General features: G+C 62.3%; 25 protein-coding genes and 1 riboswitch. Of the genes, 14 read left to right on the top strand and 11 right to left on the bottom strand.

The window, feature by feature from the left end; translation table 11 throughout:
• Window positions 1–93 precede the first annotated feature (93 nt).
• The gene (locus tag ACFWAD_RS18350) at window positions 94–975 is read left to right on the top strand and encodes an A/G-specific adenine glycosylase (RefSeq protein ID WP_378536154.1); all 882 of its coding nucleotides are present in this window, start codon (window positions 94–96) and stop codon (window positions 973–975) included.
• Here the strand turns inward: ACFWAD_RS18350 and ACFWAD_RS18345 are convergent.
• Together ACFWAD_RS18345 and ACFWAD_RS18340 are read right to left on the bottom strand one after the other, a co-directional pair.
• Window positions 972–1,988 (bottom strand): hypothetical protein, encoded by a 1,017-nt coding sequence (locus ACFWAD_RS18345; protein ID WP_378546315.1) that lies wholly within the window; start codon window positions 1,986–1,988, stop codon window positions 972–974. The genes ACFWAD_RS18350 and ACFWAD_RS18345 overlap by 4 nt on opposite strands.
• 49 nt (window positions 1,989–2,037) lie before the next feature.
• Window positions 2,038–2,949 carry a hypothetical protein gene (locus ACFWAD_RS18340; protein ID WP_378546312.1) on the bottom strand — a complete coding sequence of 304 codons (912 nt, stop codon included), beginning with the start codon at window positions 2,947–2,949 and terminating at the stop codon, window positions 2,038–2,040.
• A gap of 292 nt (window positions 2,950–3,241) precedes the next feature.
• Between ACFWAD_RS18340 and ACFWAD_RS18335 the strand changes: the two genes are divergently transcribed.
• Together ACFWAD_RS18335 and ACFWAD_RS18330 are read left to right on the top strand one after the other, a co-directional pair.
• Entirely contained in the window at window positions 3,242–5,863 is a 2,622-nt protein-coding gene (locus ACFWAD_RS18335) for a LuxR C-terminal-related transcriptional regulator (RefSeq protein ID WP_378546309.1), read from the top strand.
• 38 nt (window positions 5,864–5,901) lie between these two features.
• Window positions 5,902–6,327: an HIT family protein gene (locus ACFWAD_RS18330; protein ID WP_378546306.1), complete on the top strand. Its 426-nt coding sequence runs from the start codon at window positions 5,902–5,904 to the stop codon at window positions 6,325–6,327.
• Here ACFWAD_RS18330 and ACFWAD_RS18325 read toward each other — a convergent pair.
• Entirely contained in the window at window positions 6,312–7,049 is a 738-nt protein-coding gene (locus ACFWAD_RS18325; protein ID WP_378546303.1) for an alpha/beta fold hydrolase, read from the bottom strand. The genes ACFWAD_RS18330 and ACFWAD_RS18325 overlap by 16 nt on opposite strands.
• 45 nt (window positions 7,050–7,094) lie before the next feature.
• Here ACFWAD_RS18325 and mhuD point away from each other — a divergent pair, with 45 nt between their 5' ends.
• The 3 genes from mhuD (at window position 7,095) to ACFWAD_RS18310 (ending at window position 8,616) form a co-directional block, all read left to right on the top strand.
• A complete protein-coding gene (gene mhuD, locus ACFWAD_RS18320) occupies window positions 7,095–7,403 on the top strand; it encodes a mycobilin-forming heme oxygenase MhuD (protein WP_007726927.1) in 309 nt (102 codons plus the stop codon).
• 88 nt (window positions 7,404–7,491) lie between these two features.
• Window positions 7,492–7,630: riboswitch (cobalamin riboswitch) on the top strand.
• Between the two features lie 24 nt (window positions 7,631–7,654).
• A complete protein-coding gene (locus ACFWAD_RS18315; protein WP_003945915.1) occupies window positions 7,655–7,849 on the top strand; it encodes a CbtB domain-containing protein in 195 nt (64 codons plus the stop codon).
• Window positions 7,840–8,616, top strand: coding sequence for a CbtA family protein (locus tag ACFWAD_RS18310; RefSeq protein WP_378534934.1), 777 nt, complete (start codon window positions 7,840–7,842; stop codon window positions 8,614–8,616). The genes ACFWAD_RS18315 and ACFWAD_RS18310 overlap by 10 nt, the downstream gene beginning before the upstream one ends.
• A 57-nt stretch (window positions 8,617–8,673) precedes the next feature.
• On the opposite strand, the gene ACFWAD_RS18305 is transcribed toward ACFWAD_RS18310, so the two are convergent.
• Entirely contained in the window at window positions 8,674–10,545 is a 1,872-nt protein-coding gene (locus ACFWAD_RS18305; protein WP_378546300.1) for an NAD(P)-binding domain-containing protein, read from the bottom strand.
• Between the two features lie 211 nt (window positions 10,546–10,756).
• Here ACFWAD_RS18305 and ACFWAD_RS18300 point away from each other — a divergent pair, with 211 nt between their 5' ends.
• The gene (locus ACFWAD_RS18300) at window positions 10,757–12,220 is read left to right on the top strand and encodes an MFS transporter (RefSeq protein ID WP_378546297.1); all 1,464 of its coding nucleotides are present in this window, start codon (window positions 10,757–10,759) and stop codon (window positions 12,218–12,220) included.
• Between the two features lie 41 nt (window positions 12,221–12,261).
• Here the strand turns inward: ACFWAD_RS18300 and ACFWAD_RS18295 are convergent, their stop codons facing one another.
• The gene (locus tag ACFWAD_RS18295; protein WP_378546294.1) at window positions 12,262–13,407 is read right to left on the bottom strand and encodes a hypothetical protein; all 1,146 of its coding nucleotides are present in this window, start codon (window positions 13,405–13,407) and stop codon (window positions 12,262–12,264) included.
• 220 nt (window positions 13,408–13,627) lie between these two features.
• Between ACFWAD_RS18295 and ACFWAD_RS18290 the strand changes: the two genes are divergently transcribed.
• Window positions 13,628–14,407 (top strand): acetoin reductase, encoded by a 780-nt coding sequence (locus tag ACFWAD_RS18290; protein WP_378534928.1) that lies wholly within the window; start codon window positions 13,628–13,630, stop codon window positions 14,405–14,407.
• A 58-nt stretch (window positions 14,408–14,465) separates the two neighbouring features.
• Window positions 14,466–15,734 carry a GAF domain-containing protein gene (locus tag ACFWAD_RS18285; protein ID WP_378546688.1) on the top strand — a complete coding sequence of 423 codons (1,269 nt, stop codon included), beginning with the start codon at window positions 14,466–14,468 and terminating at the stop codon, window positions 15,732–15,734.
• Here the strand turns inward: ACFWAD_RS18285 and ACFWAD_RS18280 are convergent.
• From ACFWAD_RS18280 to ACFWAD_RS18270, 3 genes are read right to left on the bottom strand one after another with little or no spacing between them, the layout of a single operon-like run.
• Window positions 15,713–16,357: a DsbA family protein gene (locus ACFWAD_RS18280; RefSeq protein WP_223257813.1), complete on the bottom strand. Its 645-nt coding sequence runs from the start codon at window positions 16,355–16,357 to the stop codon at window positions 15,713–15,715. The genes ACFWAD_RS18285 and ACFWAD_RS18280 overlap by 22 nt on opposite strands.
• A 55-nt stretch (window positions 16,358–16,412) precedes the next feature.
• Window positions 16,413–17,066, bottom strand: a complete 654-nt coding sequence (locus ACFWAD_RS18275) for a response regulator (RefSeq protein WP_378546291.1) — start codon at window positions 17,064–17,066, stop codon at window positions 16,413–16,415.
• Between the two features lie 47 nt (window positions 17,067–17,113).
• Window positions 17,114–18,469 (bottom strand): sensor histidine kinase, encoded by a 1,356-nt coding sequence (locus ACFWAD_RS18270; RefSeq protein ID WP_378546288.1) that lies wholly within the window; start codon window positions 18,467–18,469, stop codon window positions 17,114–17,116.
• A gap of 24 nt (window positions 18,470–18,493) precedes the next feature.
• Between ACFWAD_RS18270 and ACFWAD_RS18265 the strand changes: the two genes are divergently transcribed.
• A complete protein-coding gene (locus ACFWAD_RS18265; protein ID WP_003945701.1) occupies window positions 18,494–19,009 on the top strand; it encodes a DUF4352 domain-containing protein in 516 nt (171 codons plus the stop codon).
• On the top strand, window positions 19,006–19,488 hold the full coding sequence (locus tag ACFWAD_RS18260) for a hypothetical protein (protein WP_378534924.1): 483 nt from the start codon (window positions 19,006–19,008) through the stop codon (window positions 19,486–19,488). The genes ACFWAD_RS18265 and ACFWAD_RS18260 overlap by 4 nt, the downstream gene beginning before the upstream one ends.
• Here ACFWAD_RS18260 and ACFWAD_RS18255 read toward each other — a convergent pair.
• Window positions 19,463–19,897, bottom strand: coding sequence for an OsmC family protein (locus ACFWAD_RS18255; RefSeq protein WP_003945839.1), 435 nt, complete (start codon window positions 19,895–19,897; stop codon window positions 19,463–19,465). The two genes, ACFWAD_RS18260 and ACFWAD_RS18255, sit on opposite strands and share 26 nt — an antisense overlap.
• 98 nt (window positions 19,898–19,995) lie before the next feature.
• A complete protein-coding gene (locus ACFWAD_RS18250) occupies window positions 19,996–21,219 on the bottom strand; it encodes a TetR/AcrR family transcriptional regulator (protein WP_378546285.1) in 1,224 nt (407 codons plus the stop codon).
• Between the two features lie 341 nt (window positions 21,220–21,560).
• Here ACFWAD_RS18250 and ACFWAD_RS18245 point away from each other — a divergent pair, with 341 nt between their 5' ends.
• From ACFWAD_RS18245 to fadD5, 3 genes are all read left to right on the top strand, one after another.
• Window positions 21,561–22,550 carry an NAD(P)H-dependent flavin oxidoreductase gene (locus ACFWAD_RS18245; RefSeq protein ID WP_378546282.1) on the top strand — a complete coding sequence of 330 codons (990 nt, stop codon included), beginning with the start codon at window positions 21,561–21,563 and terminating at the stop codon, window positions 22,548–22,550.
• Window positions 22,547–23,326 (top strand): enoyl-CoA hydratase, encoded by a 780-nt coding sequence (locus ACFWAD_RS18240; protein WP_378546279.1) that lies wholly within the window; start codon window positions 22,547–22,549, stop codon window positions 23,324–23,326. The genes ACFWAD_RS18245 and ACFWAD_RS18240 overlap by 4 nt, the downstream gene beginning before the upstream one ends.
• 95 nt (window positions 23,327–23,421) lie before the next feature.
• On the top strand, window positions 23,422–25,011 hold the full coding sequence (gene fadD5, locus ACFWAD_RS18235) for a fatty-acid--CoA ligase FadD5 (protein ID WP_378546276.1): 1,590 nt from the start codon (window positions 23,422–23,424) through the stop codon (window positions 25,009–25,011).
• Window positions 25,012–25,068: 57 nt separating this feature from the next.
• Here the strand turns inward: fadD5 and ACFWAD_RS18230 are convergent, their stop codons facing one another.
• The gene (locus ACFWAD_RS18230; protein ID WP_378546273.1) at window positions 25,069–25,548 is read right to left on the bottom strand and encodes a nucleoside deaminase; all 480 of its coding nucleotides are present in this window, start codon (window positions 25,546–25,548) and stop codon (window positions 25,069–25,071) included.
• Window positions 25,549–25,558 lie beyond the last annotated feature (10 nt).

Raw genomic sequence — 25,558 nt, 5'->3', positions numbered from 1 at the left:
AGCCGTGTCGGCGCCTGCCGATAAAGTGGCCTCCACAAGTCGACGTGTCCTTCGTCGGCCGGGAGCGCAGGTTCGAGGAGTGTGTCGGTAGCGGTGGCAGTGGAATCTTCGGTGCTGCTGAAGTGGTACTCCGATACGGCCCGTGACCTGCCGTGGCGACGTGAGGGCGTCAGTGCCTGGCAGATCCTGATGAGCGAGATCATGCTCCAGCAGACGCCAGTGGTGCGTGTTGCGCCCATCTGGGAAGAGTGGGTGGAGCGCTGGCCGGTTCCGTCGGCGATGGCAGCGTCCAGTCAGGCAGAAGTGCTTCGCGCGTGGGGCAAACTCGGTTACCCTCGACGTGCGCTGCGCCTCCACGAATGCGCCGGCGTCCTGGCCACCGAGCACGGTGACGTGGTGCCGCAAGACGTCGACATCCTGCTCTCACTGCCGGGAATCGGTTCGTACACTGCCCGCGCCGTAGCGTGCTTCGCGTACGGACAGCGAGTACCGGTGGTGGACACCAACGTACGACGCGTAGTTGCGCGGGCCGTCCATGGCAATGCGGAACCTGGCAATCCATCCAACACGCGCGACCTCGCCGACGTCGCGGCACTACTGCCGAGGACGCGAGAGCGCGCCGCCACCTACAGCGCAGCTCTCATGGAACTCGGCGCACTGATCTGCACGGCGCGGACACCGAACTGCGAAAACTGTCCGTTGCCGAATTGCGCCTGGGTCGCGTCGGGCAAGCCGGCACACACCGGACCGCCCAAGAAAGTGCAGAAGTTCGCCGGCACCGATCGCCAGGTACGGGGGAAACTGATGGCCGTTCTGCGTGAAAGTCACCGTCCGGTCGAACGTGCGCAACTGGACATCGTCTGGCCGACCGATCCTGGTCAACGTGACCGCGCGTTGCATTCCCTGCTGGTCGACGGACTGGTCGAGCAGACCGACGACGGCCTGTTTGCGCTGGCGGGAGAGGGTACGGCTTAACCGACTCGCATCGGGTCGCATGCTGCTGCGGGTTCGGCGGTCTGGGGTGGTGCGACTTCAGGATCCGAACGTCGAAGTGCAGCAGGAACGACGGGTACAACCGGGTCGCAGGGCGGAAGGGTCACAATCGGTAGTGCAGCGCCTGGCGGTGGCCCGCTGGTCGAGGTCGCAGGCTCGGCGCCGACGTTCGGGCTGTCAGTGGACACCGCGTGCGACCCGTCTGGAGAGAGGGCGATCAGCAATCCCGTCAGCATGAGCAGAAGCGGCAACACTATTGCCGCTGCCCACCGGATCCTGTTGACGGGCTGAACAGCCACGCCAGGCCGAACTTCATTTCCCCTCGCGGCCGCTACCAGCGCAGCGCCGATCGCCAGTTGTGCGCGCTCGCTCAGAAACAGGAAGCCGAGCCCGGCCAGTTCGGCGGCTTCGGCGCAGGGCTGCCTGGCCTCTTGGTTCACCAGCATCGCGACGAGCATCTTCGGAGCTGGGTCTTGTTCGGCGACGAGCAGATCCAAAGTCGCAGCAAATGTCGAGCTGTCTGCAAGCAACTCGGCGGTGGCGTAGCGGTGAGCCGAGTCCACGACGCCGGCACTCGGATCAATGGCCGCGATCACAATCTCGCTGCCGTCCGGCCAGAATGCGAGGATCGGCGAAACACCGTTCAGCGCGTCCACAGTCCGCAGGTAGGCAAGGCGGGCGTCCAGACCGTTGACCAACTCGACGTTCTCGAAAGCACTGGAAGACAACACATCCGGGACAAGTTCGCGCACGTCCGCACGCTCGCACATCACTCCGACGACGGTGGGGCACAGATTCGAGCGCAAAGCTCGGCTGGTGGCGACCTCCGCAGCGGAGGCGAGCGCGTGTGCCGACGTCTGCGCAGAGGGAAGAGTCCCGTCTACACCCCACGGGTGACGGAACTCGTCGATCGAACCAAGTAGCGGCGTGTCGGCATCTACGAGAGCTGTTGAAATGGAACTGTTTTCGAATACAACGCCCAGGCTTTCACGCACTGGATCCTCCATTGACTATTGCGGGGGTCGAGATCTCTGCGGAGCCGTATCAGAACGTCAGGCCACTGAGCGCCATTGCGCCTGGTTCCAGCACGAGGTCCACCGGCGCTCGGCCGTCGACCGTGACGCGATACCCACCCGGGAGAAGTCCGACAAACGAGAAGCGACCTTCGAACGGCTTGACCGTCCGTGTTATCGCATGCCCGCATTGATCGACACCGTCGATCCTCACTGCTTCCGATATTCCGGACGTCACCAGACCCGAGATCTGCCCGTTCGCCGCAACCGGATTTCCCTGGACCGTCTGACCGTCGACAGAATTCCCTTGCGGATCACACACTCCCGGGGTAGTCGACACTCGCACGGTGACGTCGCCCGACCGCACGCGCACCGCACCCCGATCCGCAGTGACCACTGCCGCTATCGGTAAACCGTCAGCGTCGTCCCGATTACCTGCAGTCATCGTCGCGGTTCGAGTGACGTATCGACCTGCTTCCAGATCCCCTACCCGGCAGAGTAACCCGACCTCGTCGATGCCCGAGTCGTCTCCGCAGTAGTCCGGCACGGACGGCAGAGTAAAACCTCGAGGCACCGGAAGTTGCACCACCACGTCCGAGAGCGACTGGTCTCGAACACCGATGTCGACGACGTACGTCACCGGATCACCCTCTCGGACAATGCCGTTGGACGGTCCCGAATCGAGCCCTGGACCGTCAGCGGGATCGAAGGGCGGTGCACCGTCGATCGCCGTCAGCTCGACGGTGAAGGGAGGCACGAACTCTCCTTCGGCTGCCAATCGAACATCCGACTGCATCGGCAGCACGCCGAGCGCAGCAGCGCCGACCACCAGAGCTCCGGTCACGACAACTACGCCGATGCCTCGTACTCCTCGGCGCCACGCCCTCGGCCGGAGTCCGACCGTAGCGGCCTTCGGCCACACCTCTGACAGACGAGTTCTCACGACGCTCCTTCGATGTCTGACTCTCGGGCCCCTGGCGGGCACTCTCGGCCGCATTTGGCGAATCCCGAGCTACGTTCCATAGAAGTCGCTCGAGGGACTCGAAAGCCAATGGTGAAGGCGTGATTGTGTGGGTGAACTTCTCTCACCCAGGGTGAAGTCCCGGGTGAATTGCCCGGGATGGCACGCTCTGGATTCGCACCAGCTACGCTCCTCCCTGTAGATAGATGGATCGAGACAATCCGCCCAAACTCTCCATTTACCGCGGGCGCGCAAGGAGAAAGGGGCCGCGTTGATGTTCGGGATGGACGGCCACGACTGGGCAGCTATTCCCGAAAGACGCACGATTGCCGTGTCGATTCCCCGGCAGGCTCTGTTCGCGAAACTCGACCGCCGCGCCGCTCTGACCATCGTCCGTGCACCGAACGGCTACGGAAAATCGTCGTTGATCGCGTCGTGGCTACGCGCCAATCTGGCCTCCGAACGAATTCTCGTGTGGGTCTCGGCGCCAGCTCCTTCATCGACACTCGCAACCTTCTGGGCGCTGGTCCTGGAGCGAATTCACGCCGCCGGGATAGCATTACCCGACGCCGGTGATCTCGCCGATCCTTTCACCGCGATCATCAAATCCTTGAACGATCTGCCCCGCCCCGTGCTGCTCGTTTTGATCAGGCCGGATCTGGTGCCGGAACCGGAATTGGACGATCAATTGATCGAACTCCTCACTCGCTGCCACAATCTTGACCTCGTAGTGACGCTCTCAGGCTTCGGCATGTTCTCCGAGCCGTACCTTCTCGACACAGATCATGAGGTTGTCAGCGCGGACGAGTTGTTGTTCACGGCAGCCGATACCGCCCACGTACTGGAACAGACCGACGCTCACACGGCTGCGGGCGATGCTGAAAGAATCACATCTTTGACTGGTGGGCTTCCCTCGCTGGTCCGCGCCGCCGCTGCCGCAGTCGCAAAAATTCCAGGCGGCGACAACCGCCGGCAGGTAATCGAGGAGAACGTCGCGCAGGCGACAGACGACTACGTGACTGGTTCCGTCCTCGCCATCGCCGAGCGCGTGAAGCAACACGAGTTCCTGCTCGCGATCGCCTTTGCTCGATCGATCACCGTCGACATCGCCGCAGTCCTGTTCGAGTCCCAGCACCACGATGCTGCAGAGACCGTTCGTCGAATTCGGGCGAGACTGGTGACACTGGAGACTGCCGGATTGCTGTCGCGTTCAGAAAGCGAGGCCGACGAAACCTGGGAATTGCCGCCCGCCATTCGGCAATCATTACTCGCGCGCCACACCCGCACCGGAATCGAACCGTCGCAACGTCTTTCATTCCTTGCCCACAATCGACTCGACGTCGGCCATTACGCGTCGGCGCTGGACTATGCGATCGAGGCACAGAATTGGACCCTCGCAGTAGACATCGTCGAACAACATTGGGTGACGATGATCGTGAGCAGCCTGGACACGGTTCGCTCTGCACTTCAACGGATTCCGGTGGAGGCCGCCGTCAAACACTCCGCGGTCCAGGCCGGCCGCGCCCTGTTCACCATGCATCCGAGTAAGCGCGCGAGTATCGTCGACTCGCTGCCCGAATCGCCCGCCGAACTGTGGAAACTCGGCGCCGCGGCTGAGGCGAAAGACGCCCTCAGCATCGGCTGTGTCCAATCGATCATGCTCAGGCTCGCCGGCGAGTACGGACTCGCGGCAGAGACCACCAGGCGCCTGGCTCACCTCAGTCGCAGTGCGCTGGAGAACAACCCGGAGACCGTCAGCGCACAACTCCCCCTCATGCGACTTCAATGGGCGATCAATTTTCAATTGAGCGGCAGACTCACCGAATCCACGATCAAAGCTCGAATGGCGTACCACGGTGCCCTGTCTCGAGGAGTCGACTTCATCGCTCGCAACTCTGCCGGCAGTGCCGCGCTGAATTGGGCGCTGGCAGGTGAGCCGCGACAGGCCACACATTGGTTCGAACTCGAGCAGAAGCATCCGGACCCCGGAGGTTGGCTCGAACCTGTGGTCAAGATCGCCGGCTTGACCGCACGGGCTCTCACCGCTCTCGACACGCTCGACTTCGATGACGCACGTATCGCCTTGACCGAACTCGGCGTTCCGTCCGACGTCGAGGAACTGTGGGCGTTCGTCGTCTATGCGCACAGCCAATTCGCCCTGGCTCAGGGCACTGCATCTTCCGCTCTGCCGTTGCTCCACAATGCGATTGAAGCGCATTCCATGCAGTACACGGCTACATCTTTCGCGCTTCCTCTGTTGCAATCCGCGGAGATCGACCTCCTGCTCGCACTCGGCGAGGGAAACAAGGCAGTTGCTCTGGCCAAGGATATCGCTGATCCTGCAGCCAACCCGTGGACGCTCGCGTCGGTGGCACGTTTGCGCCAACGGATCGGCCAGAACGAGGCCGCCGTGGCGCTGTGTCACCAGTTCGACTGGTCGGGCGAATCCTATCCGCGGGCTCAGATGGAATCGCTTCTGGTGCAGGCGGTTGCACACTCCGAATTGGGTGAGCCACGCCTCGCCGCTCAGGAATGGTCCAGAGCGTGCAGTATCGCGGAGCAAACCGGACTTCTGCGTTCGTTCGCGACCATCGCATCGACAGACGTCGAGAAACTCGAATCGATGGCGAAGTCGAATTCGCGAGCGCTCACCGAGTTCGCGAAAATGCCTCGAGCTGAATCATTTCCGGAATTCGTGCACATCGTGGAGCTGACCGAACGCGAACAGCGGGTCCTCTCACTCCTGGCGCTCGGAATGGGGTCGGCCGCGATGGCGGACAAACTGTACGTCTCCGTCAACACCGTCAAGACTCAACTACGCACTCTCTACAAGAAGCTCGACGTACACAACCGCAACGAAGCGATCACGAAGGCACGTCAACTGCGCCTGCTGTAGTCCCGGATCGGATCTGATTCGGACTACATTCTGTAGACATGAGCACCGATACCTGCGTCTTCTGCAAGATCGTCGCACTGACCGAGCCGGCGATTCTCGTTCACGAGAGCGAGACGACTCTCGCATTTCTCGACGCCCGACCGGTGAGTCGCGGACACACTCTGGTGGTCCCCAAGCGTCATGCAGAAAACCTCGATGCTCTCGAAAACCATGAGGGCGCAGAGATGTTCCGCGTCGGGACGCTCATCGCCGGCGCTCTACGGCGCTGCGACATCGCCGCAGACGGCGTCAACTTCCTGGTCAACGACGGTCGCGCCGCGGGCCAGACCGTGTTCCACTCGCACCTGCACGTCGTCCCCCGCCATCGCGGCGACAAGGCGAAGTTCGCTGCCGGACTCCTGGCCAGACGAGCCGTCGAACTGGAGCAGGTGGGCTCGTCGATCCGCAGTCAGCTCACCGTCTGAAGGAACTCCGTCACGACGTCGCGGTAACGCTGCGGTTGATCGTCGTGGACCAGGTGACCGGCGTCGGCAATACGTACGTACCGGGTTTGCGGCCGCTCGGCCATCTCTCGCATCTGTCCTTCTGGGGTGATGGTGAATTCCCCCTCGATGAGCAAAGTCGGCGCCTCGATCGCCTTCCACTGATCCCAGAAGTGCCGCGTGCCCCACTCCTCCGAGATGTCGCGGAAGGTCGAGACGTCACCGTGCAGGTACCACCCGTCGTCGCGGCGGTCGAAGGAATCGAGAAAGTACTGGCCGGCGACGGGGCCGAAGAATTCCTTCATCGCGTCCTCGGAAGCAAACGGTTGCGGCCACGCCGAAATCATCTGCGCCCAATCCGCTGCGGTGCGTCCGCGAAAGTCCGGGGCCATGTCTTCGAGGACCAGGGCACACACCTTCTCGGGATGCGCAGCGGCGAAGCACCACGCGTGCAGAGCGCCCATCGAATGACCGATCACGATCATCGGACCTTCGATGGAGGAAACGGCCGATGTCAGGTCCTCGACGAATGCCTCGGTAGTCAGTTCCGCCGGCGCCGGCCTGCCGTGACCGGCGGCGTCGAAGGTGTAGACGTGGCCGAACTCGCGGATCCACGGCACGTGGCGACGCCACGTTCGGGAACTGCCCATGAGTCCGTGCAACAACAGAATCGGCTGTCCCGTTCCACCTTCGTCATGCAACACGAGTGTCACGGTACGCGGTGAAGGTACACGGGTAATGTCGCTTTCATGGCAGTCGTGAAGATCAATGCAATCGAGGTCCCCGAGGGCGCCGGCCCCGAACTGGAGAAGCGCTTCGCAGCACGCGCTCACGCAGTCGAGAACTCCCCGGGCTTCCTCGGATTCCAGCTTCTCCGCCCCACCGCCGGCGAAAGCCGCTACTTCGTGGTGACGCAGTGGGAGTCCGAGCAGGCGTTCGCCGATTGGCGTGACGGTCCGGCCCGCGAAGCACACTCCGGCGAACGCGCGAAGCCCGTCGCTTCGGGTGCGTCGTTGCTCGAGTTCGAAGTTGTCCTGGACGTCGCCGCCAAGAGCTGATCTCGAACGATTGTGCCCGCTCGTGCGGGCACAATCGACGGTCATCTCGGCTTCACGCGTTGACACGGTGCGGGCAGTAGTGCAAAAGTTCGCATGTAAACGCGATGGTCCGACAGGAATCCGGTGAAAGCCCGGAGCGGTCGCGCCACTGTAATTCGAGGTGAAGTGCCTTTTTCGGCACGACTATTCGACAGCCAGACACTTCGGCCATCGCATGGACCTAGGGGACGCGAAAATCCCAGGAGGCTTCGATGGCTCTCGCCTATTCTCCCGATACGTCGATCGATTCGACTCGTCTTGCTTTCCTCGCCGCTGCAGTCGTTCTGTTCGCGATGCTGGCTCTCTACCTGGTCGGATTCGACCAGGGCGCGATCTCTCGCACCGGCATGTACATGCATGAATTGATGCACGACGGACGCCACTTGATGGGCCTGCCGTGCCACTAGTCGACAGTTTCACGAAGCTTCTCATTCGTGGATTGTTGGCTGGTTTGATCGCGGGCATTCTTGCCGGCGGTGTTGCGTTCGTGCTGGGTGAACCCCACGTCAACGCTGCCATTGCGATCGAAGAAGCCAACAGTGCCGCTGGAGAACATGCCGGCGAAGCCGCTGGGCATTCACACGGTGACGAAGAAGAACCACTGGTGAGCCGCGACGGGCAGCGCGCCGGGCTGTTCCTGGCCACAGCGCTGGCCGGACTCGCACTCGGCGCGATCTTCTCGGTCGTCGCCAACTACGCGCGACGACTCACCGGAATGTCCGGGCCGTTGTTGGCGATCACCATCGCCGTCGGCGGCTGGCTGGCCATCGAGGCGGTGCCGTTCTTCAAGTACCCGGCCAACCCGCCGGCCGTTGGAGATCCGGACACCATCAACCAGCGGACACTCCTGTGGTTGGCGGCCGTGATTCTCGGACTGCTGTCCGTCACTGCGGCGGCAGCTGCAGCAAAGGCAGTTTCCGGACACGAGTTCCTCAGTGTGCGCATCGCCGCTCCGGTGGCTGCGTTCCTGGTGATCGTCGCGATCGGTTACGTCTCGCTTCCCGGCATCAACGAGGTGGGCGAGGACTTCCCGGCAACTCTGCTGTGGGAGTTCCGACTTTCCTCGCTCGCAACGCAGGCGACACTGTGGCTCGTACTCGGATTGGCATTTGCCTTCCTCACCGAGCGCGCGACCAAGAACGCCGACGTGGCAAAGAAGTACGCCCTTCGCTGAACCTGCTGTGCGCCTTTGTTAACCGCGGGCGGTTAATAAAGGCGCACAGCAGTTTTTTCAGCTCAGATGATGCACTTCCTGCAGCCCGTACACCGGCGTCGGAATGCCCTCGTAGCGCGCCTTCAACTGCAGCGCGAGGTACAGCGAGTAATGCCGCGACTGATGCAGATTGCCGCCGTGGAACCAGAGCGCTTCCTGCTGCGTCGGCTTCCACATGTTGCGCTGCTCGCCTTCCCACGGTCCCGGGTCCTTGGTCGTGTTCGAGCCGAGGCCCCACACTTTGCCGACCTTGTCCGCGGTGTCCTGCCCGATCAGATCCGCCACCCAGCCGTTCATCGAGCCGTAGCCGGTCGCGTAGACCACGACGTCGGCAGGCAATTCCGTACCGTCTTCGAGGATCACGCTGTTCTCGGTCAGCTCACGAATGTTGCCGTGCGCGAGCTTGATGTCCCCGTTGGCAACCAGTTCGGCCGCACCGACGTCGATGTAGTAACCCGAGCCGCGTCGTAGGTACTTCATGAACAGGCCCGAACCGTCGTCGCCCCAGTCGTGCTCGAAGCCCGCCTTCTCGAGGCGATCGTAGAAGTCCTTGTCGCGCTCACGGATTGCGTCGTACACCGGGATCTGGAACTCGTGCATGATCCGGTACGGCAGCGAACCGAACGTGAGATCGGCCTTGTGCGTCGTCATTCCGGCAGCGAGGGCGCGCTCCGAATACAGATCACCCAAGCCCAGATCCATCAGCGAATCCGACTTCACGATGTGCGTCGAGCTGCGCTGCACCATCGTGACGTCGATGCCGTTCTCCCACAGAGCGCCGCAGATGTCGTGCGAGGAATTGTTGGCCCCGATCACGACGACCTTCTTGCCCACGTACTGATCCGGTCCGGGGTGCTTGCTCGAGTGGTGCTGATCGCCGAGGAACTTGTCCTGGCCGGGGAACGTCGGAACGTTGGCCTTGCCGGACATACCGGTCGCCATCACCAACTGCTTGGGACGCAACGTCAGCTTCTCGCCGTTGCGGTTGACCTCGACGGTCCATTCCTGCGTCTTCTCGTCGAACGACGCGGAGGTGCAGGTCGTGGAACTCCAGTACGGAACCTCCATGACCTTCGTGTACATCTCGAGCCAGTCACCGATCTTGTCCTTGGGCGCGAACACCGGCCAGTTGTCGGGGAACGGCATGTAGGGCAGATGGTCGTACCAGACCGGATCGTGGAGGCACAGGGACTTGTAACGTCCACGCCACTGATCGCCGGGTCGCTCGTGGCTGTCGATCACGATGGCCGGAACTCCGAGCTGACGCATCCGGGCGCCGAGCGCGATACCACCCTGGCCGCCGCCGACGATCACGACGTAAGGCTGTGTGGTGTAACCGAGTTCGCGGTCCTCGATCTCCTTCTGCTCGGCCCACGTGACGCGGTTCGGATCTGCACCGTGCTTCGCTCCCCGCGGCCGGCGAGTGCCCTTGCCTTCTTCGTGCCCCTTCAACTCCTGCAGCGACGTAAGGAGGGTCCAAGCGACATATTCCCCGGGTCGCTCCGCTCCTGCCCGCCGATCATCTACCTTCAGGCGAAGGTGCCCGTGCGCACGCCCGGTAGCAGTCTCGAATTCGATCCAGGCCGACGTGACGCCGTCGGCTTCGTCGGGTGTCTCGGTGGTCCGAAATCCTGAAGGATCGGTGTCGTCGAGACGTTCGGAGAGCATGTCGGCGATCTGCTCGCGACCTTCGACAGTCTTGATGTTCCAGGTGAACGACACCAAGTCTCGCCAGAAGCTGTCGAGCGCGAATTTGTCTGCAACACGCTCGATGTCACGAGCGGCGAGTGCCGATTCGAAATCCGCCAGCCAGGCGTCGACGCGCTCCTGAGGTGTCACCGCCGTCGCCTTCACCTCTGGGGCGACTGCGGAATCGATGGTTTGCGTCATCACTTCTCCTTGTTTGTGAATGTGACACACAGCACATCGCACAAGTGGTCTCGGTCACAAGCGTTGCAGCCTGTTGCAATCCGGCCCTATGTGACCAATCCCTCGATCACATAACTAGTTGAAGTATGCAACGGTATGTACGATTCAAACCGCTTCGATGATGCAAATCCTTCTCATCGCCAACCACCCTCGACCCGCACAGGAGACACGCATGGCACGTGTGAGCGCTACCGCCGAGCTGCCAGCCCCCGGCATCCGACCTGGTGGACTCGTCGGCGTACTGGCCTTCATCGGCATCGTCGCCGCACTCATGCAGACGCTTGTCGTCCCGCTGATCGCAGATCTACCCAAACTGCTGAACACGACGGCATCGAACGCGTCGTGGGTCGTCACCTCAACTCTGCTGGCGGGCGCCGTCGCCACACCGATAGCCGGTCGCCTCGGCGATCTGTACGGCAAGCGACAGATGATTTTGATCTGCACGATCCCGCTCATCGTCGGATCGGTCATCTGCGCGACCGCTAGTTCGCTGGTTCCGATGGTGATCGGGCGCGGATTGCAAGGCATCTGCGTCAGTCTGATCCCGCTCGGCATCAGCGCACTGCGCGATCTGCTTCCGCCGGAGAGACTCAATTCTGCAATCGCTCTGATGAGTTCATCCATGGGAATCGGCAGCGCACTCGGCCTGCCGATCGCCGCAGCAGTAGCCGAGAACGCGAGCTGGCGGGTTCTTTTTTGGGGATCGGCGGCATTCAGTGTGCTGATTCTGATCCTGACCTGGTTCTTCGTTCCGCCAACTCCGATACACAAGGCCGGCGGACGGTTTGACCTGATCGGCGCGGTCGGGCTCACAGTCGGCTTGATTTCCCTCCTCCTGGCCGTATCGAAGGGCGGCAGCTGGGGATGGACCAGCGGCATCACCGTGGGCTTGTTCGTGACAACGATCATCGTGCTTCTCGCCTGGATCTGGTTCGAACGACGCACCGACGACCCGCTCGTCGACCTACGCGTCACGGCGAAACCGCAGGTGCTACTGACCAATATCGCTTCCATCGCGACTGGATTCGCAATGTACGCACAGTTTTTGATCATCCCGCAACTGCTTCAGCTGCCTGAGTCCACCGGCTACGGTATGGGACAGTCGATGTTGGCCATGGGATTGTGGATGGCACCACCCGGATTCGTGATGATGGCGGTCTCTCCGCTCGGCGCACGCCTCTCCGCAGTGCGCGGACCGAAGTTCACACTAATCACAGGCGCGCTCGTACTCGCCCTCGGTTACGGGTCTTCGATGCTGCTTATGGGCTCGACGTGGGGACTGGTGATCGTCGCCTGTATTGCCAATGCCGGTATCAGTCTTGCGTACGGTTCCATGCCCGCCCTCATCATGGGCGCAGTACCACCGTCCGCCACTGCCGCCGCCAACAGTTTCAACACCTTGATGCGCTCGATTGGCATGTCGGTGTGCGCCGCTGTCATCGGTGTAGTTCTCGCACAGATGACCATCCAGACGAATGGCCATCCTCTGCCGTCGGAAGCCGGATTCCGAACCTGCCTGATGATCGGTTGCGGAGTTGCATTGATCGCCGCAGCGATCGCGTTGTCGATTCCGTTTCGAAAGATGTCTTCCCGGATCGAAATACCCGCAGAGCCTGCGTCTGCCGCGGCGAGCTGACCGCAGTCGGGTTGCCCGCACCGTCGTGCGGGCAAACCGGGTCACCCCTCGGCAGGCCTCAGTTTGCCGAGTCCCAGCGACTGAAATCCGACGACGTAGAACAACGTCCACAGCACGGCCCAGTCCACGAAACCCAGTGCATTGCCGTGCAACCCGTCGACGACTGCCGGTTCGTGAAGAATGCGCTCTGCCGCAAAACGGTAGTAGAACAAGAAGGTAACCACCGCCAGCGCAAACGTGAGCACAGCGCGGATCGCCAAGTTGACCCAGTCCGCAAAACCCGTCGGCTTGTTACCGAAAGCGTTGGCCCAGAAGATCATCCAGAAGGCCCAGCACACACCGAGCTGCGCCGGGAACTGATGGACTACGCCGCCCAATTCGGCAACGGAATCGCTGCCCAACAGCGCCTTCACGACCGGCAGTGCCACGAAGTACAAGCCTGTTCCCAACGCGAAGTTGCCGACTGTGGCTGCGAGTGCCGTCTTTCCGCCGCCGCCGAACAGTCTCCACGGCCAGTTGTCGAGCGTCTGGCCGGTCAAGATCACGACCACCACGACGCAGTAGAACCACCCGAGTACGGTGTCGACGGTCATCAACGGATCGGTGGCGGAGAGCGACACGGACGGCAGACCGAAGACGAAGTACAGCGCCAGCGTCGGAACGGCGACAAACGCGATCTCACACAACCCCACCAACGGCTGCTTCATCCCCAGGGAAGTCCACGGCCAATGCTGCCAGTTCAGGACCACCATCACCCAGGTCCCGAAGCCGAAGAGCACGAACAACGCACCCGCGAAATAGCCGAGGCCGCCCTCACGATCGGCCGCGAAATCCGGGTACAAGCTGCCCAAGCCCTTTGCCAGGAGCCACGTCACCACGACGGCGAAGACCGCGGTCGCGACCATGATCGCCAGGCCCTTCGCCGGCTGCGGAAGTCGATCGAAGCCGGCGAACTCGCAGTTGAAGCCGATGAACACCACAAAGAGGATCGCCCAGAAAAGCGCCGCATTAAATGGCAATGGGTAGAAATTCCACGGGCTGGTGGTCGGATCGGCCAGAAGGTACCAACTCGCCACGGCCAGCACGAGAACGATCACGAGGTTGGCGATCCCGAACCCGATCCAGCGGCGTGACGGCTGCCGACTCGGCGTCGCCGGTTCTGTGGGTGTGTCGACTGTAGCGGTCATGTTCCCTCTCCCAGATTGTCTCGCAGGATGATTCGCGAAGTGGTGGCGCAACTATGAAGCTGTTGCGCGGGGCACCGGGAGGGTTGCCGAGGGTTGCAAGCGCCGTCCGATTTTCCGGAATTGCAACACGGTGCAACCCTTCCGCATTGTGGTCGCCGTCACATACAAATCACTCATCGGTTCCCAGGCAACCGGTTCACTGCTTACGAGGAGAAACTGCATGAGCATCACGGGCAAGGTAGTACTGGTCACCGGCGCCGGCCAAGGCATCGGGCGCGGAATCGCACTCCGCCTCGCCCACGACGGCGCCGATATCGCATTGGTCGACCTCGACCAGACCAAGCTGGATGCGGTTGCCGACGAGATTCGACGGATCGGGCGTCGCACAACCACTTTTGTCGCCGACGTCAGCGATCGAGCGCAGGTCAACGCAGCCGTCGAACACGCACACCAGGAATTGGGCGGATTCGACGTCATCGTCAACAACGCGGGAATCGCTCTCGTCGGCCCGATCTCCGACGCGACGCCGGAAGAGGTTTCCAAAATCTGGAGCGTTAACGTCGACGGCGTCCTGTGGGGAATTCAGGCCGCAGCGGCAAAGTTCCAGGCGCTCGGTCAGCGCGGAAAGATCATCAACGCGTCGTCCATCGCCGGCCACGACGGGTTCGCCATGTTAGGTGTTTACAGCGCAACAAAATTCGCGGTCCGAGCACTCACACAGGCTGCGGCCAAGGAATACGCATCGGACGGAATCACCGTCAACGCGTACTGCCCCGGCGTTGTGGGTACCGACATGTGGGTGACGATCGACAAAAGATTCGCCGAACTGACCGGTGCGCCCGAAGGTGCCACCTACGAGAAGTTCGTCGGCGGAATTGCTCTGGGGCGCGCTGAAACCCCGGACGACGTAGCAGGATTCGTCTCGTACCTAGCCGGGCCCGACTCCGACTACATGACCGGGCAGGCCGGTCTCATCGACGGCGGCCTCGTTTATCGCTGAAGTGGTGTCATCACTGAAAACGGCGCCTTCGCTGAAAAAGCGGTTGCCCGAGCCCGCGATGCCGCCCGGTGAGGATCCTCGCGACTACGCGAGGACCCTCGCCGCGGTGTACGACGCGACGATGGCCGGAGACCGCGCATCGGCCCGCCCCAGGGACGTGGTGCGCCAATCGTGGCAGCGCCTGCGTGAACTCGGTATCGACCCCGAGCACAACCGGGTCGAACCGTCCATGGACGTGGCCGAACTCGATCTCCGCCGCCGTGAGTCCGGACTGTACGACGTGCTCGACGACGTCACGCGCGGACTCGAATCGGTCACCGCAAGCGGCGAAAACATCATGGTCGTCGCGGATCTTCGCGGAACTGTGCTGTGGCGCAGCGGGTCCCATCGTGTACTGGACCAGGCCGCGAGGCTGGGATTTGTCGAAGGGGCGAACTGGGCCGAGGACAGCGTCGGCACCAATGCCATCGGAACGGCACTGGTGTCACGTCAGGCGGTTCAGATCTTCTCGGCGGAACACTATGCGCGCAGCCATCATCCGTGGACCTGTGCTGGGGCACCCATCCGCGATCCGCGGGACGACCGTGTCATCGGCGTAGTCGACATCAGTGGTCCCGCCAAGACCGTCCACCCCACCACACTGGCTCTGGTCGACGCCGTCGCACGTCTTGCCCAATCACACCTGCGCGACAAGCATCGGGACAATCTCGATCAATTACGTTCTGTTGCAGGACCGATGCTTGCACGGAGCGGATCACCTGCATTGGTGATCGATACCCATGGCTGGGTAGCGGCGGTCGACGCGCTACCCCACCGCTCGCGCGTGCTGCTCCCCGCAGCTTTGGCTCCCGGCAGGACGTGGTTCCCCGCCCTGGGCCTGTGCGAACTGGATCCGCTTCCCGGCGGGTGGCTGGTTCGGCCGATCACCACCGGCGAGAAAATCACCGCCCCCACGGTGCATATCGATCTGCGCGATTCCGAGAACATGTCGGTGACCGTCACGTCGGGGTTGGGCGAATGGGCGTACTCCCCGACCCAGCGGCATGCGGAGATTTTGTTCCTCCTCGGATCCGAGAGGCGCGGACTGACGGCATCTCGGTTGGCGCAGGATCTGTTCGGAGATCCGGCCCGCACGGTGACCGCGCGGGCCGAGATGTCGCGTCTGCGAAAGAACCTTGCCGGAGTTGTTGCGGCGCAGCCGTACCGGTTCGTCGATGCAGCACAGGTCACGCTCTCCTGCCCCGACGACGGCGCACATCTGTTGCCGTTCTCGAACGCGCCGGCAGTTCGTGCCGCTCGCCGTACTCAGGCCGGTTCGGAGGCCTGAGTAAGCAACTGCAAGAACACCTCTTCGGGCTGAGCGCCGGATACTGCGACCGCACGGTTGGCGACGAAGAACGGGACGCCGCTGACCTGGAGTTGGCGCGCCATGGACAGATCCTCGCGTACCGCCTCCGCGGCGGCATCGGAGTCGAGTTGCTCGCGCACGACATCGGCGTCGAGGCCGACGCTTACTGCCAGCTCGACCAGCACCTCACGGTCGTCGATCACCTTGCCGTCGCTGAAGTGAGCCTTGAACAGCGCTTCGAGGAGTTCGTTCTGCCGCTCGCCTGCGAGATGCAGCAACCTGTGTGCATCAAAGGTATTGGCGGCGATCACGGTTTCGAAGTCCAAGGTCAACCCGACCTCGGCTGCCGTCGCGCTGACGTGGGCGAACATCTGACGTACCTGATCAGGCGCCATACCCTTCATCTCGACCAGGGCGTCGAGTTCGGTGCGTCCTTCTCCCACCGGAGTCTCCGGAGCGAGCTGGTACGAACGCCAGATGACGTTGACGCGGTCCTTGTTCTCGAAACGATCCAGAGCCGAGAGGAACCTGGTCTTTCCGATGTAGCACCACGGACAAGCAACGTCCGACCACACTTCGATGGTCACGTCTTGGTCAATCACGATTTGATCAGTCACCGAAGGTGCAACAACAAACAGGGGCGGGATTAGTCCCGAGTCACGTGACCAGGCCACACCGGAACGCGATCAACGACGCACTCACCCGGTTGGGCACACCGAGCTTGGCGAACAGCGAAGAGATATGCGTCTTGACGGTGGTCTCACCGAGGTACAGCCGTTCCGCGATGACGCTGTTGGCCGCGCCCGTCGCCAGGATTGTCAGCACTTCACGCTCGCGGTCGGTGAGCGAAGCGAGCGGAGTCTGATCGGGTGCCTGCCGACGCGGCGACGAGGCCACGATGGCGCGTAGAGAATCGGCGCTGAACAACGAGTGGTCCGACGCCACCACCCGTACTGCCTGCTGGAACGCCTGCGGGGCCGCATCCTTGCTCAGGAAACTGTGCGCGCCCGCCTCGACTGCCTGCACGACCATGTCGTCGACATCGAAGGCCGTCATCGCGATGACCTTCGGCGGATTGCTCGTCGACATCAATTCTCGGGTGGCCGCCAAGCCGCCGACTCGTGCCATTTTCAGATCCATCAGCACTATGTGGGGACGAAAACGCGTGACCTTGGCTGCGACCTGATCGCCGTCCTCGGCCTCGGCAACCACCACGATGTCCGACGCTGCTTCCAGGATGTCCTTCATCCCGCGCCGAACCCAGGCGTCGTTGTCGACGATCAAAACTGTGATTCGCGAGTCAGCGTCCATAGTGCGCTCAGATTACCCAGTGCCCCCGACAGTTGGAGAGTAGGCGGCTACGACGACCAGGGCACCCAGCAACTGACGAGAAAATCGTCCCCCAGCGCGCCTGCCTCGACCTTGCCGCCGATCTCCCGCGCCTGTTCGGCCAACCCGCGTAGACCTGACCGCGAACCGATGGACGTCATGGGCGCAAGCTCGCTGAGCTTGTTGCGTGCAAGGATGCGAATTCCGTCGTGCGGCGACCCGGTCACCGAAATGACCAGTATCTGGTCGCTCGCGTACTTCTGGACATTGGTCAGTGACTCCTGCACGACGCGATAACAGACGTGCCCCGCCAACATTCCGACATCACCCGGGAGCAACTCCGATTCGAGACGGCAGTGAATACCTGCCGCACGTGCACTGTTGACCAGATCACCGATCGCGTCGATCCCCTGGTGCCCGCCGTGTTCGCGACGATCACCGCTCCCCCTGAGCACTCCGACGATTCCCTTCAATTCGTCCAAAGCCTCGTGCGCGGTGGTTCTGATCATCGCAGCGGTGTTGACGACCTTCTCGGGATTGTCTGCCGCGCTGACCTGTAACCCACCGGCGAACAACGAAATCCGGCTCAGACTGGCCGCGATCGTGTCGTGCATGTCGCGAGCGATCCGCGTTCGCTCTTCGGTGCGAATCATCTCGTCGCGCATCACGTCTGTTTTCTCAGTGGCCAGATCCCGTACGTGTTCGGCCTCGACGAGTTCGGTTCTAGTCCGAATCAGGAGCGAGAGCGCCACGACGATGCCGACCATGACGGCTGCGACGAGCCACGGGATCCAGATGGCGATGTCATATTGAACTACCGCCGAACCGTCCTTGGGTTTCATCGTTCCCATCGTGAGGACGGAGTACTCACGATTTCGAAAAGCGTCGTAGGTCAACGAAATTCCGCAAACGACGAAGACAGCTGCCGCAGCGGCTGCAAGCCGAGGTCCACGAGCGATCCGAGCAACGGCGAACAACGCGATGAGCGCCGCCGTCGCATCGGTGGGGAAGAACAGCGGGCCGACAAGCGTGATCGCCAGAACCACCCAGGGATGTTGATGGCGCCAGACAAGAGATATCCCACCGGCCACGCCCAGGACGAACCCGATCCCGACCAATACCGGTGGCATATTTCCCGACGCGCCTGCGATGCCCACCGTCATGAAGGAACAGAAAAGGCTGAACGCGACAGCGGCGGTAGTCCACACGCGTCGTCGCACAACAGTTCCTTTGGTAGTGATCACCGAGTAAGCGTATCGATCGCCACCGACGCCTCGAATCAGCCGAACGGGTGGACGAACAGTCAAGCTCCGACCGAAAGGATGAGGTGCCCCGATCTTTCGACTGAAGCGGTGAGCGGTCCTCACATCGTTGACTTGTGCCATACCAACTCTCGAAAGGCGCACATCATGCGATCACTCCGCACTCCCCTCGCCCTCCTCGCCGTCGGCGCAGCTCTGTTCGCCACCATCGCCTCGGGCGAAACAGACGAAGCGAAGAAGGTCGACGACAACGGTTCGTCCGCCGCACCTGCGGCTGCGTTCGGTATCGGTGACGTCGTCGAACTGGGCGACTGGCGCGTCCAGGTACACGGCGTTGTCGATCCTTACGTCTCGACCAATCAGTTCATCACCGCGGATCCCGGAAACCGCTACGTCGTCGTCGACACCGAGGTCACCAACAACAGCGACAAGCCGTCGACGGTCTCGTCGATGATGTGCTTCGAACTGCAGGACTCGGCAAACAAGTCGTACAACATCACGTTCACCGACAGCAGCACGTCGAGTGTCGACGGAGAACTTGCGCCGGGCGCTGCCAAGCGAGGCGAATTGGCGTACGAGGTCCCCGAAGCCGCCACCGGTCTGCGCCTTCAGTTCAAGTGCGATCTGTTCTCGTCCGGCTCGGCAACGATCAACCTGTCGTGAACCGTCCGGGCGATCTGCTGCTGAGTCCGTGGGCGCTGGTCTCGGTGGCCGTCATCTTGGTCAACGACCACGTACTCAAAGGAGCCTTCGGGAACACGATGACGGGCAAGCTGTCCGACGTCGCCGGTGTGTTCCTGTTTCCCCTGCTTCTTCTCTCGGTTCTCGAGGTGCTCAGGCGAAGCCTGGTGGGGCGAGCAGCGATCGCCTGGTCCATCGCAGTCACGGGAATCGGCTTCGCCGCCGTGAAGGTGGTACCGCCGATCGGCGACGCGTACGAGTGGGTGATCGGGTTTCTCCGCCTGACCGCAGGAGGATTCCGCGGAGATCTCTTGCCGATCGTGGTCTTTCGCGATCCCTCGGATCTGTGGGTGCTCCCGATACTGTTCGCGAGCTACCTGGTCGTCACACACCACCGCACTCGGGCGCCGGAGGGGGCGCCCGAGCACGAGATGATCAGTCCAGGGCCGCGTCCAACGTGATGTCGACGCCGGTCAGTGCCTTGCTGATCGGGCAGGTTTCCTTTGCCGCCTGGGCAACCTTGGCAAAACCGTCGGCGTCGAGGCCGTCGACCTCGGCGCGAACGGTGAGCTTGATTCCGGTGAGCTTGAAGCCGACCGTGTCAGGGCCGAGTGACACGTCCGCGGTGATGTCGAGGCTCTGCGGGGTTCCGCCGGCCTCGGCGATCAGGGCCGACAACTGCATCGCGTAGCAGGACGAATGCGCCGCGGCGATGAGTTCCTCGGGGCTGGTGGTTCCGCCGGCCTCCTCAGCTGCGCGCTTGGGGAACGACACGTCGAAGGTGGCGACGCCCGAGCTGGTGAGTTCCACCTGTCCCGATCCGGCCTCGAGGGTGCCGTTCCAGGCGGTGCGTGCGGTACGAGTTGGCATTGCTGTCCCTACTTCCGTCTTCACATGATTCGGTGAACGCCTTGCGATCACGAACCTACCCGCGATACGTGAAGTCACACCTACTGTTTCGGACTGCTCTACCCGAGGAGCGTCGCAGACAGCAGTTTCTCGACGCGCGCCTGCGCGGAGTTCTCGGAGGAAAAGTGAACGATACGGCCGATGTCGAAGACCAGTCCGAGCGCCGCATGGACGAGGAACCGCGCTTGGACGATCGTCAACTCCGGCCGTGCCTCGACGCACAGGTGCGCCCACTCCTCGACATTGAGCCGCTGAATGTTGCGCAACTCGGTCCGTGATCGATCCGGCAAGCTGCCGATCTCGGCAAAGTACACGGCCAACAGTTCGCTGGTCCCGAATGAAACCTCGACGTACATCTTCGCCAACGTCTCGACGGCCGCGAGAGGAGTCTCCGACTCCGCCAAGGCCGAACCCAACGTCATCGTCAGACGATCGGACGCCCGGTGGAATGCAGCAGCAAGTAGGTCGGCCTTGCTCGCGAAGTGCCGATACACGCTCGACGCATTGATACCCGCCGCGGCACCGATCTCCTCGATGCTCACGTCGTGGTAGCCGCGCTGATAGAACAGCAAAACTGCTTCCTGAAGCAGCACTTCACGTTTCGACGTCCGGGCGAGGCCGGGTTTGCGTTCGGACGCCACTACCCTCGCGCCATCCTCCTCACCAACGGGCAATTCGACACCGATGACAGACCAGCATGCCGCAAGAATCAGCGCTTCGATCTGCTTGGCGGACAACGCCGATCGGTGTCCGGTGATACTGGCGATCACACTGAGCACGGCCGGTGCGATCAGCTCTACATCGGCCGGATCGAGTTCGGGACGCACTGCGGCAAGCGGTTCGGCGATCCGAAGATTGAGCGTGCGCATTCCCACCCGCAATTGCTCACGATCCTCGTCGACCAGGTAGCGCCCCTCCCAACGGTAGAGCCCTCCCCTGCGCCGATTCTCGATCGTTGCGCGGATGACACCCACCATCGTGGAGTTCAACTGCTCGCGTGGATCTTCGTTTCCGTGCACCGCTGGATCGCTGGCATCCAACAACGCCTGCGTCAGGTTGTTCACCGTGTAGACGAACAGCGCGTATTTCGTGGGGAAATGACGGTAGAGGGCCGGCCCGGAGATTCCGACCTTCGCTGCGATCTCGTCGATACCGACCGCGTGATAGCCACGTTCACTGAACGCCTCCGCGGCAGCGGCCGCGATTTGCGCCTTCCGATTCTTCGGACGCGTCCGTGGTGCAGGTTCACTGCCGCGCACGGAGACGCGTGTCTGTCCGGGCACCAAACCCTCCACTTCCGTTGCTTTCCACTTCCACTGCCTTCGCCCACTGCACCGCTCTTACACAGGCGCGAGTCCGAACGGATCATGGTAACCGTCACGAAAGTCGCAATTCGCGCCCGGTACAGCTTCACCCGAAACCCTACAACGCAGGTGTTGCGACGGACGGATTCCGGAAAAAGAGTCTTGACACACGCTCTCACCCCGGTGTTATGTTAGTGACGATTCGCACAAACTTGCACGAAGTCCGCTGGCGGGCTCATTCCATGCTGCGTGGGGTTTTTCCTTGCCCCCAAGAGGGTTCGACGTCGATAGACCGACCGTAAGAAAGTAGTTGTGAGCACATGATTCGCACTCGATTCACCGAGATGTTCGGCGTAGACCATCCCATCGTGCAGGGCGGCATGATGTGGGTAGGACGCGCAGAACTTGTTGCGGCCACGGCAAATTCCGGTGCCCTCGGGTTCTTGACGGGCCTCACCCAGCCCACACCGGAAGACCTCGTCAAGGAAATTGCTCGGACCCGCGATCTCACCGACAAGCCTTTCGGCGTCAATCTCACTATTCTGCCGTCGATCACGCCGCCGCCGTACGCCGAATACCGCCAGGCGATCATCGAATCCGGAATCAAGATCGTCGAGACTGCCGGTTCCAATCCGATCGATCATCTTCCGCATTTCAAGGACGCGGGCGTGAAGGTTATCCACAAGTGCACTGCAGTTCGACATGCGGTCAAGGCCGAGAGACTGGGCGTCGACGCCGTCAGCATCGACGGTTTCGAATGCGCCGGGCATCCAGGTGAGGACGACATACCAGGGCTGATTCTGATTCCGGCTGCCACGCAGCAACTCACGATTCCCGTGATCGCTTCGGGCGGAATCGCAGATTCCCGAGGACTCGTTGCGGCGCTTGCTCTCGGAGCGGACGGCGTCAACATGGGAACTCGATTCATGTGCACCGTGGAATCCCCTGTAGCACAATCGGTTAAAGAGCAGATTGTCGCAAACACCGAGCGTGATACCAAGCTGATCTTCCGGACCCTTCACAACACGGCACGCGTGGCCGCGAATGCGATCAGCGCAGAGGTCGTCGACATCGAGGCACGCGGCGGCGCAGAGTTCAGCGACATTCAGCATCTGGTCGCCGGAGCACGCGGGCGCAAGGTCTTCGAAGACGGCGATCTCGATGCAGGCATCTGGTCGGCCGGCCAAAGCCAGGGATTGATCAACGACATCCCGACCGTCGGCGACATGATCGACCGTATTGTGTCGGAGGCCGAACACATCATCACCTCACGGCTTTCCGGATTCGTGACGGCGGTGAGCGCGGCATGACCGCCACTGCCGAGGCTGGCTTCCGCTCCGAAATCACCGACGGCGTACTGCGATTGACTTTCGATCGCCCCAAGCGCATGAACGCGATCGATCTGCCCACGATGAACGCTTTCGCGGCCGCCGTCCACGACGGCGGCACAGACCCGGCAGTTCGTACCATCGTCATCACCGGCTCCGGTCGCGCGTTCTGCACCGGAGCCGACCTCGCCGCAGCGGCCGTCAACCCCGCAGACCCGAAGGTCGTCATGGATGCGGCAGCTTCACTGATTCGCGCCATCACCAGCGCCCCGGTCCCGGTGATCGCTGCGGTCAACGGCCCGGCCGCCGGCGTCGGTGTATCCATCGCCCTAGCCGCGGATCTGACGTACGCAGCGTCGAGCGCCTACTTCCTTCTCTCGTTCGTCAACATCGGCCTGATGCCCGACGGCGGTGCCAGCGCGCTGGTACCGGCGGCGATCGGACGCGCCCGCGCGGCCGAGATGGCGTTGCTGGGCGAGCGGGTTTCCGCCGAGGACGCCGAGCGTTTCGGGCTCGTGTCCCGCACCGTCTCCGACGACGCGTTCGACGCACACATCCAGTCGATCGCCGATCGCACGTCGAAGGCTCCTCGACGCGCCCTCGAACTCACCAAACGCGCACTCAATGCGGCTACGTTGGACCGCCTCGATGCCGCCCTGGAGCTCGAAAATACGGGTCAGGCAGAACTTCTCACTGGCGAGGACTTCAAAGAAGGCGCGATGGCGATGCTCCAGAAGCGTGCACCGCACTTCCAGTGACCGCTGCGAATTTTCGTTAACAAAACCACTGTGCACTTCGACGGCTCACTGTAGCCTGAGTCACACAATCACCCACGCATGAGAGGAACCCATCGATGGCCTCCACCGATGCAGTCTCCGAGGCGCAGCGTTCACGCCGCACCAACTGGAACAATCAGATCGCCAGGCATGCGCAGATGATTCCCGATCGCACCGCACTGCGATTCCTGGGGGATTCCATCACCTGGAGCACCCTCGACGCACGCGTCGAGAAGTTGGCAGACGCCCTAGCCCGACGCGGCGTCAGCTTCGGCGACCGCGTGCTCATCCTGATGCTCAACCGCCCCGAATACCTCGAGGTCGTGCTCGCGACCAACGCGCTGGGCGCGATCGCTGTTCCTGTGAACTTCCGTCTGACACCACCAGAGGTCGCTTACCTGGTAAACGACTCCGGCTCCAAAGTCATTGTCGCCGAGGGACCGTTGGCTCCGTTGGCCGGCGCCGCGCGCGCAGCGTCCGAGGGTATAGACATCTCCATCACCGTGGGCGCCCCCGCCGAGGGCGACAGCCTGAACTACGAGGACCTGATCAGCGAAGAGGGTGAGAAGCACGCGTTCGTCGACATCCCGGACGACACTCCGGCTCTCATCATGTACACCTCGGGAACCACCGGTCGCCCCAAGGGTTCGGTGCTTTCCCACTCGAACCTGTCTTCGCAAGCATTGACCTGCATCAGGGCCTTCCACTTGTTCAATGCCGATTCCATCGGCTTCTGCGCCTCGCCCATGTTCCACATCGCGGCCCTCGGTTCCATCGCACCGAGCCTGCAACTCGGCACTACCACGGTGATCCACCCGGTCGGCGCGTTCGCCCCGGGTCAGTTACTCGACATTCTGGAAGCCGAGAAGGTCACCAGTTTGTTCCTCGTGCCCGTGCAATGGCAGGCCGTGTGCGCAGTGCAGAAGGCGCAACCTCGAGCACTGTCACTGAAGAACATCTCGTGGGGTGCCGCACCGTCGTCCGACACGATCCTGCGGGCAATGGCCGAAACCTTCCCCGACGCGTTCAATGTCGCAGTCTTCGGTCAGACCGAGATGTCGCCCATCACTTGCGTTCTCGACGGCGAGGATGCAATTCGTAAGCTCGGATCCGTCGGTCGGGTCATCCCGACCATCTCGGCCAGAGTCGTCGACGAGAACATGGACGACGTGGCACCCGGTGAGATCGGCGAAATCGTCTACCGCGGGCCCACGATGATGAGCGAGTACTGGAACAACCCCACCGCCACTGCTGACGCCTTCCACGGTGGATGGTTCCACTCGGGCGATCTCGTTCGCGTCGACGACGAAGGCTTCGTCTACGTCGTGGATCGCAAGAAGGACATGATCATCTCCGGCGGAGAGAACATCTATTGCGCCGAGGTCGAAAACGTCCTCTACGAACACGAATTGATCATCGAAGCCGCCGTAGTCGGTCGCCCCGACGCCAAGTGGGGTGAGGTGCCGGTCGCGATCGTCGCGATGGCGCCAGGTTCAGCCGTGGACCTGACCATCGAGGAGCTGAGCATCTTCCTCAATGATCGGCTCGCGCGCTACAAGCACCCGAAGGACATCGTCGTCGTGGAAGCGCTGCCGCGCAATGCAAGCGGCAAGGTCGTCAAGGGTGAACTGCGAGAGAAGGTTCGAGCAGTCGACGCAGTTTCCTGACTCCACACACAAACGGGCGGCTCCTCCAGCGAGGTACCGCCCGTTTGTGTGTGCCCGTCAAGCGCTCTGCGAATGCAACTTCCGATGCAGTTCTCGCACCTGCGGAACCAACTCCGGTACCGGGCCTTCGACCGGGATGTTCGGCGCAACCTCGTTGACGGACAAAGACTTCACCGGTGCCGGAGCCACACCCCACTCCGCGAGCCAGTCGCCTAGTTGGGCCGAAGAGCAGATGTAGACGATACGTCCCAGTCCCACCCATGCGTGCGCTGCCGAACACATCGCGCAGTGCTCGCCCGAGGTGAACACCGTTGCTGTGGAGCGCTCTTCCGGCGTCAGGTATTGAGCCGCCCACCGCGCCAGCTCGAACTCGGGGTGGCGGGTGTTGTCGCCGCCCGCAATCCGGTTGCGATCCTCCGCCAGAAAGGTCCCGTCGGCCGATGCCAGGACGGAACCGAAAGGTTCGTCACCGGCATCCAATGCCTCCGAAGCCAATTCGACGCAACGGCGCAGATGACCCAGTTCGATGTCGTTCATGTGCACATCC

The sequence above is a fragment of the Rhodococcus sp. NPDC059969 genome (assembly GCF_042738325.1).
Taxonomy (GTDB): domain Bacteria; phylum Actinomycetota; class Actinomycetes; order Mycobacteriales; family Mycobacteriaceae; genus Rhodococcus_F.
The sequence above is the reverse complement of the archived record's forward strand: the minus strand, read 5'-3'. Positions and strand labels throughout refer to the sequence as shown.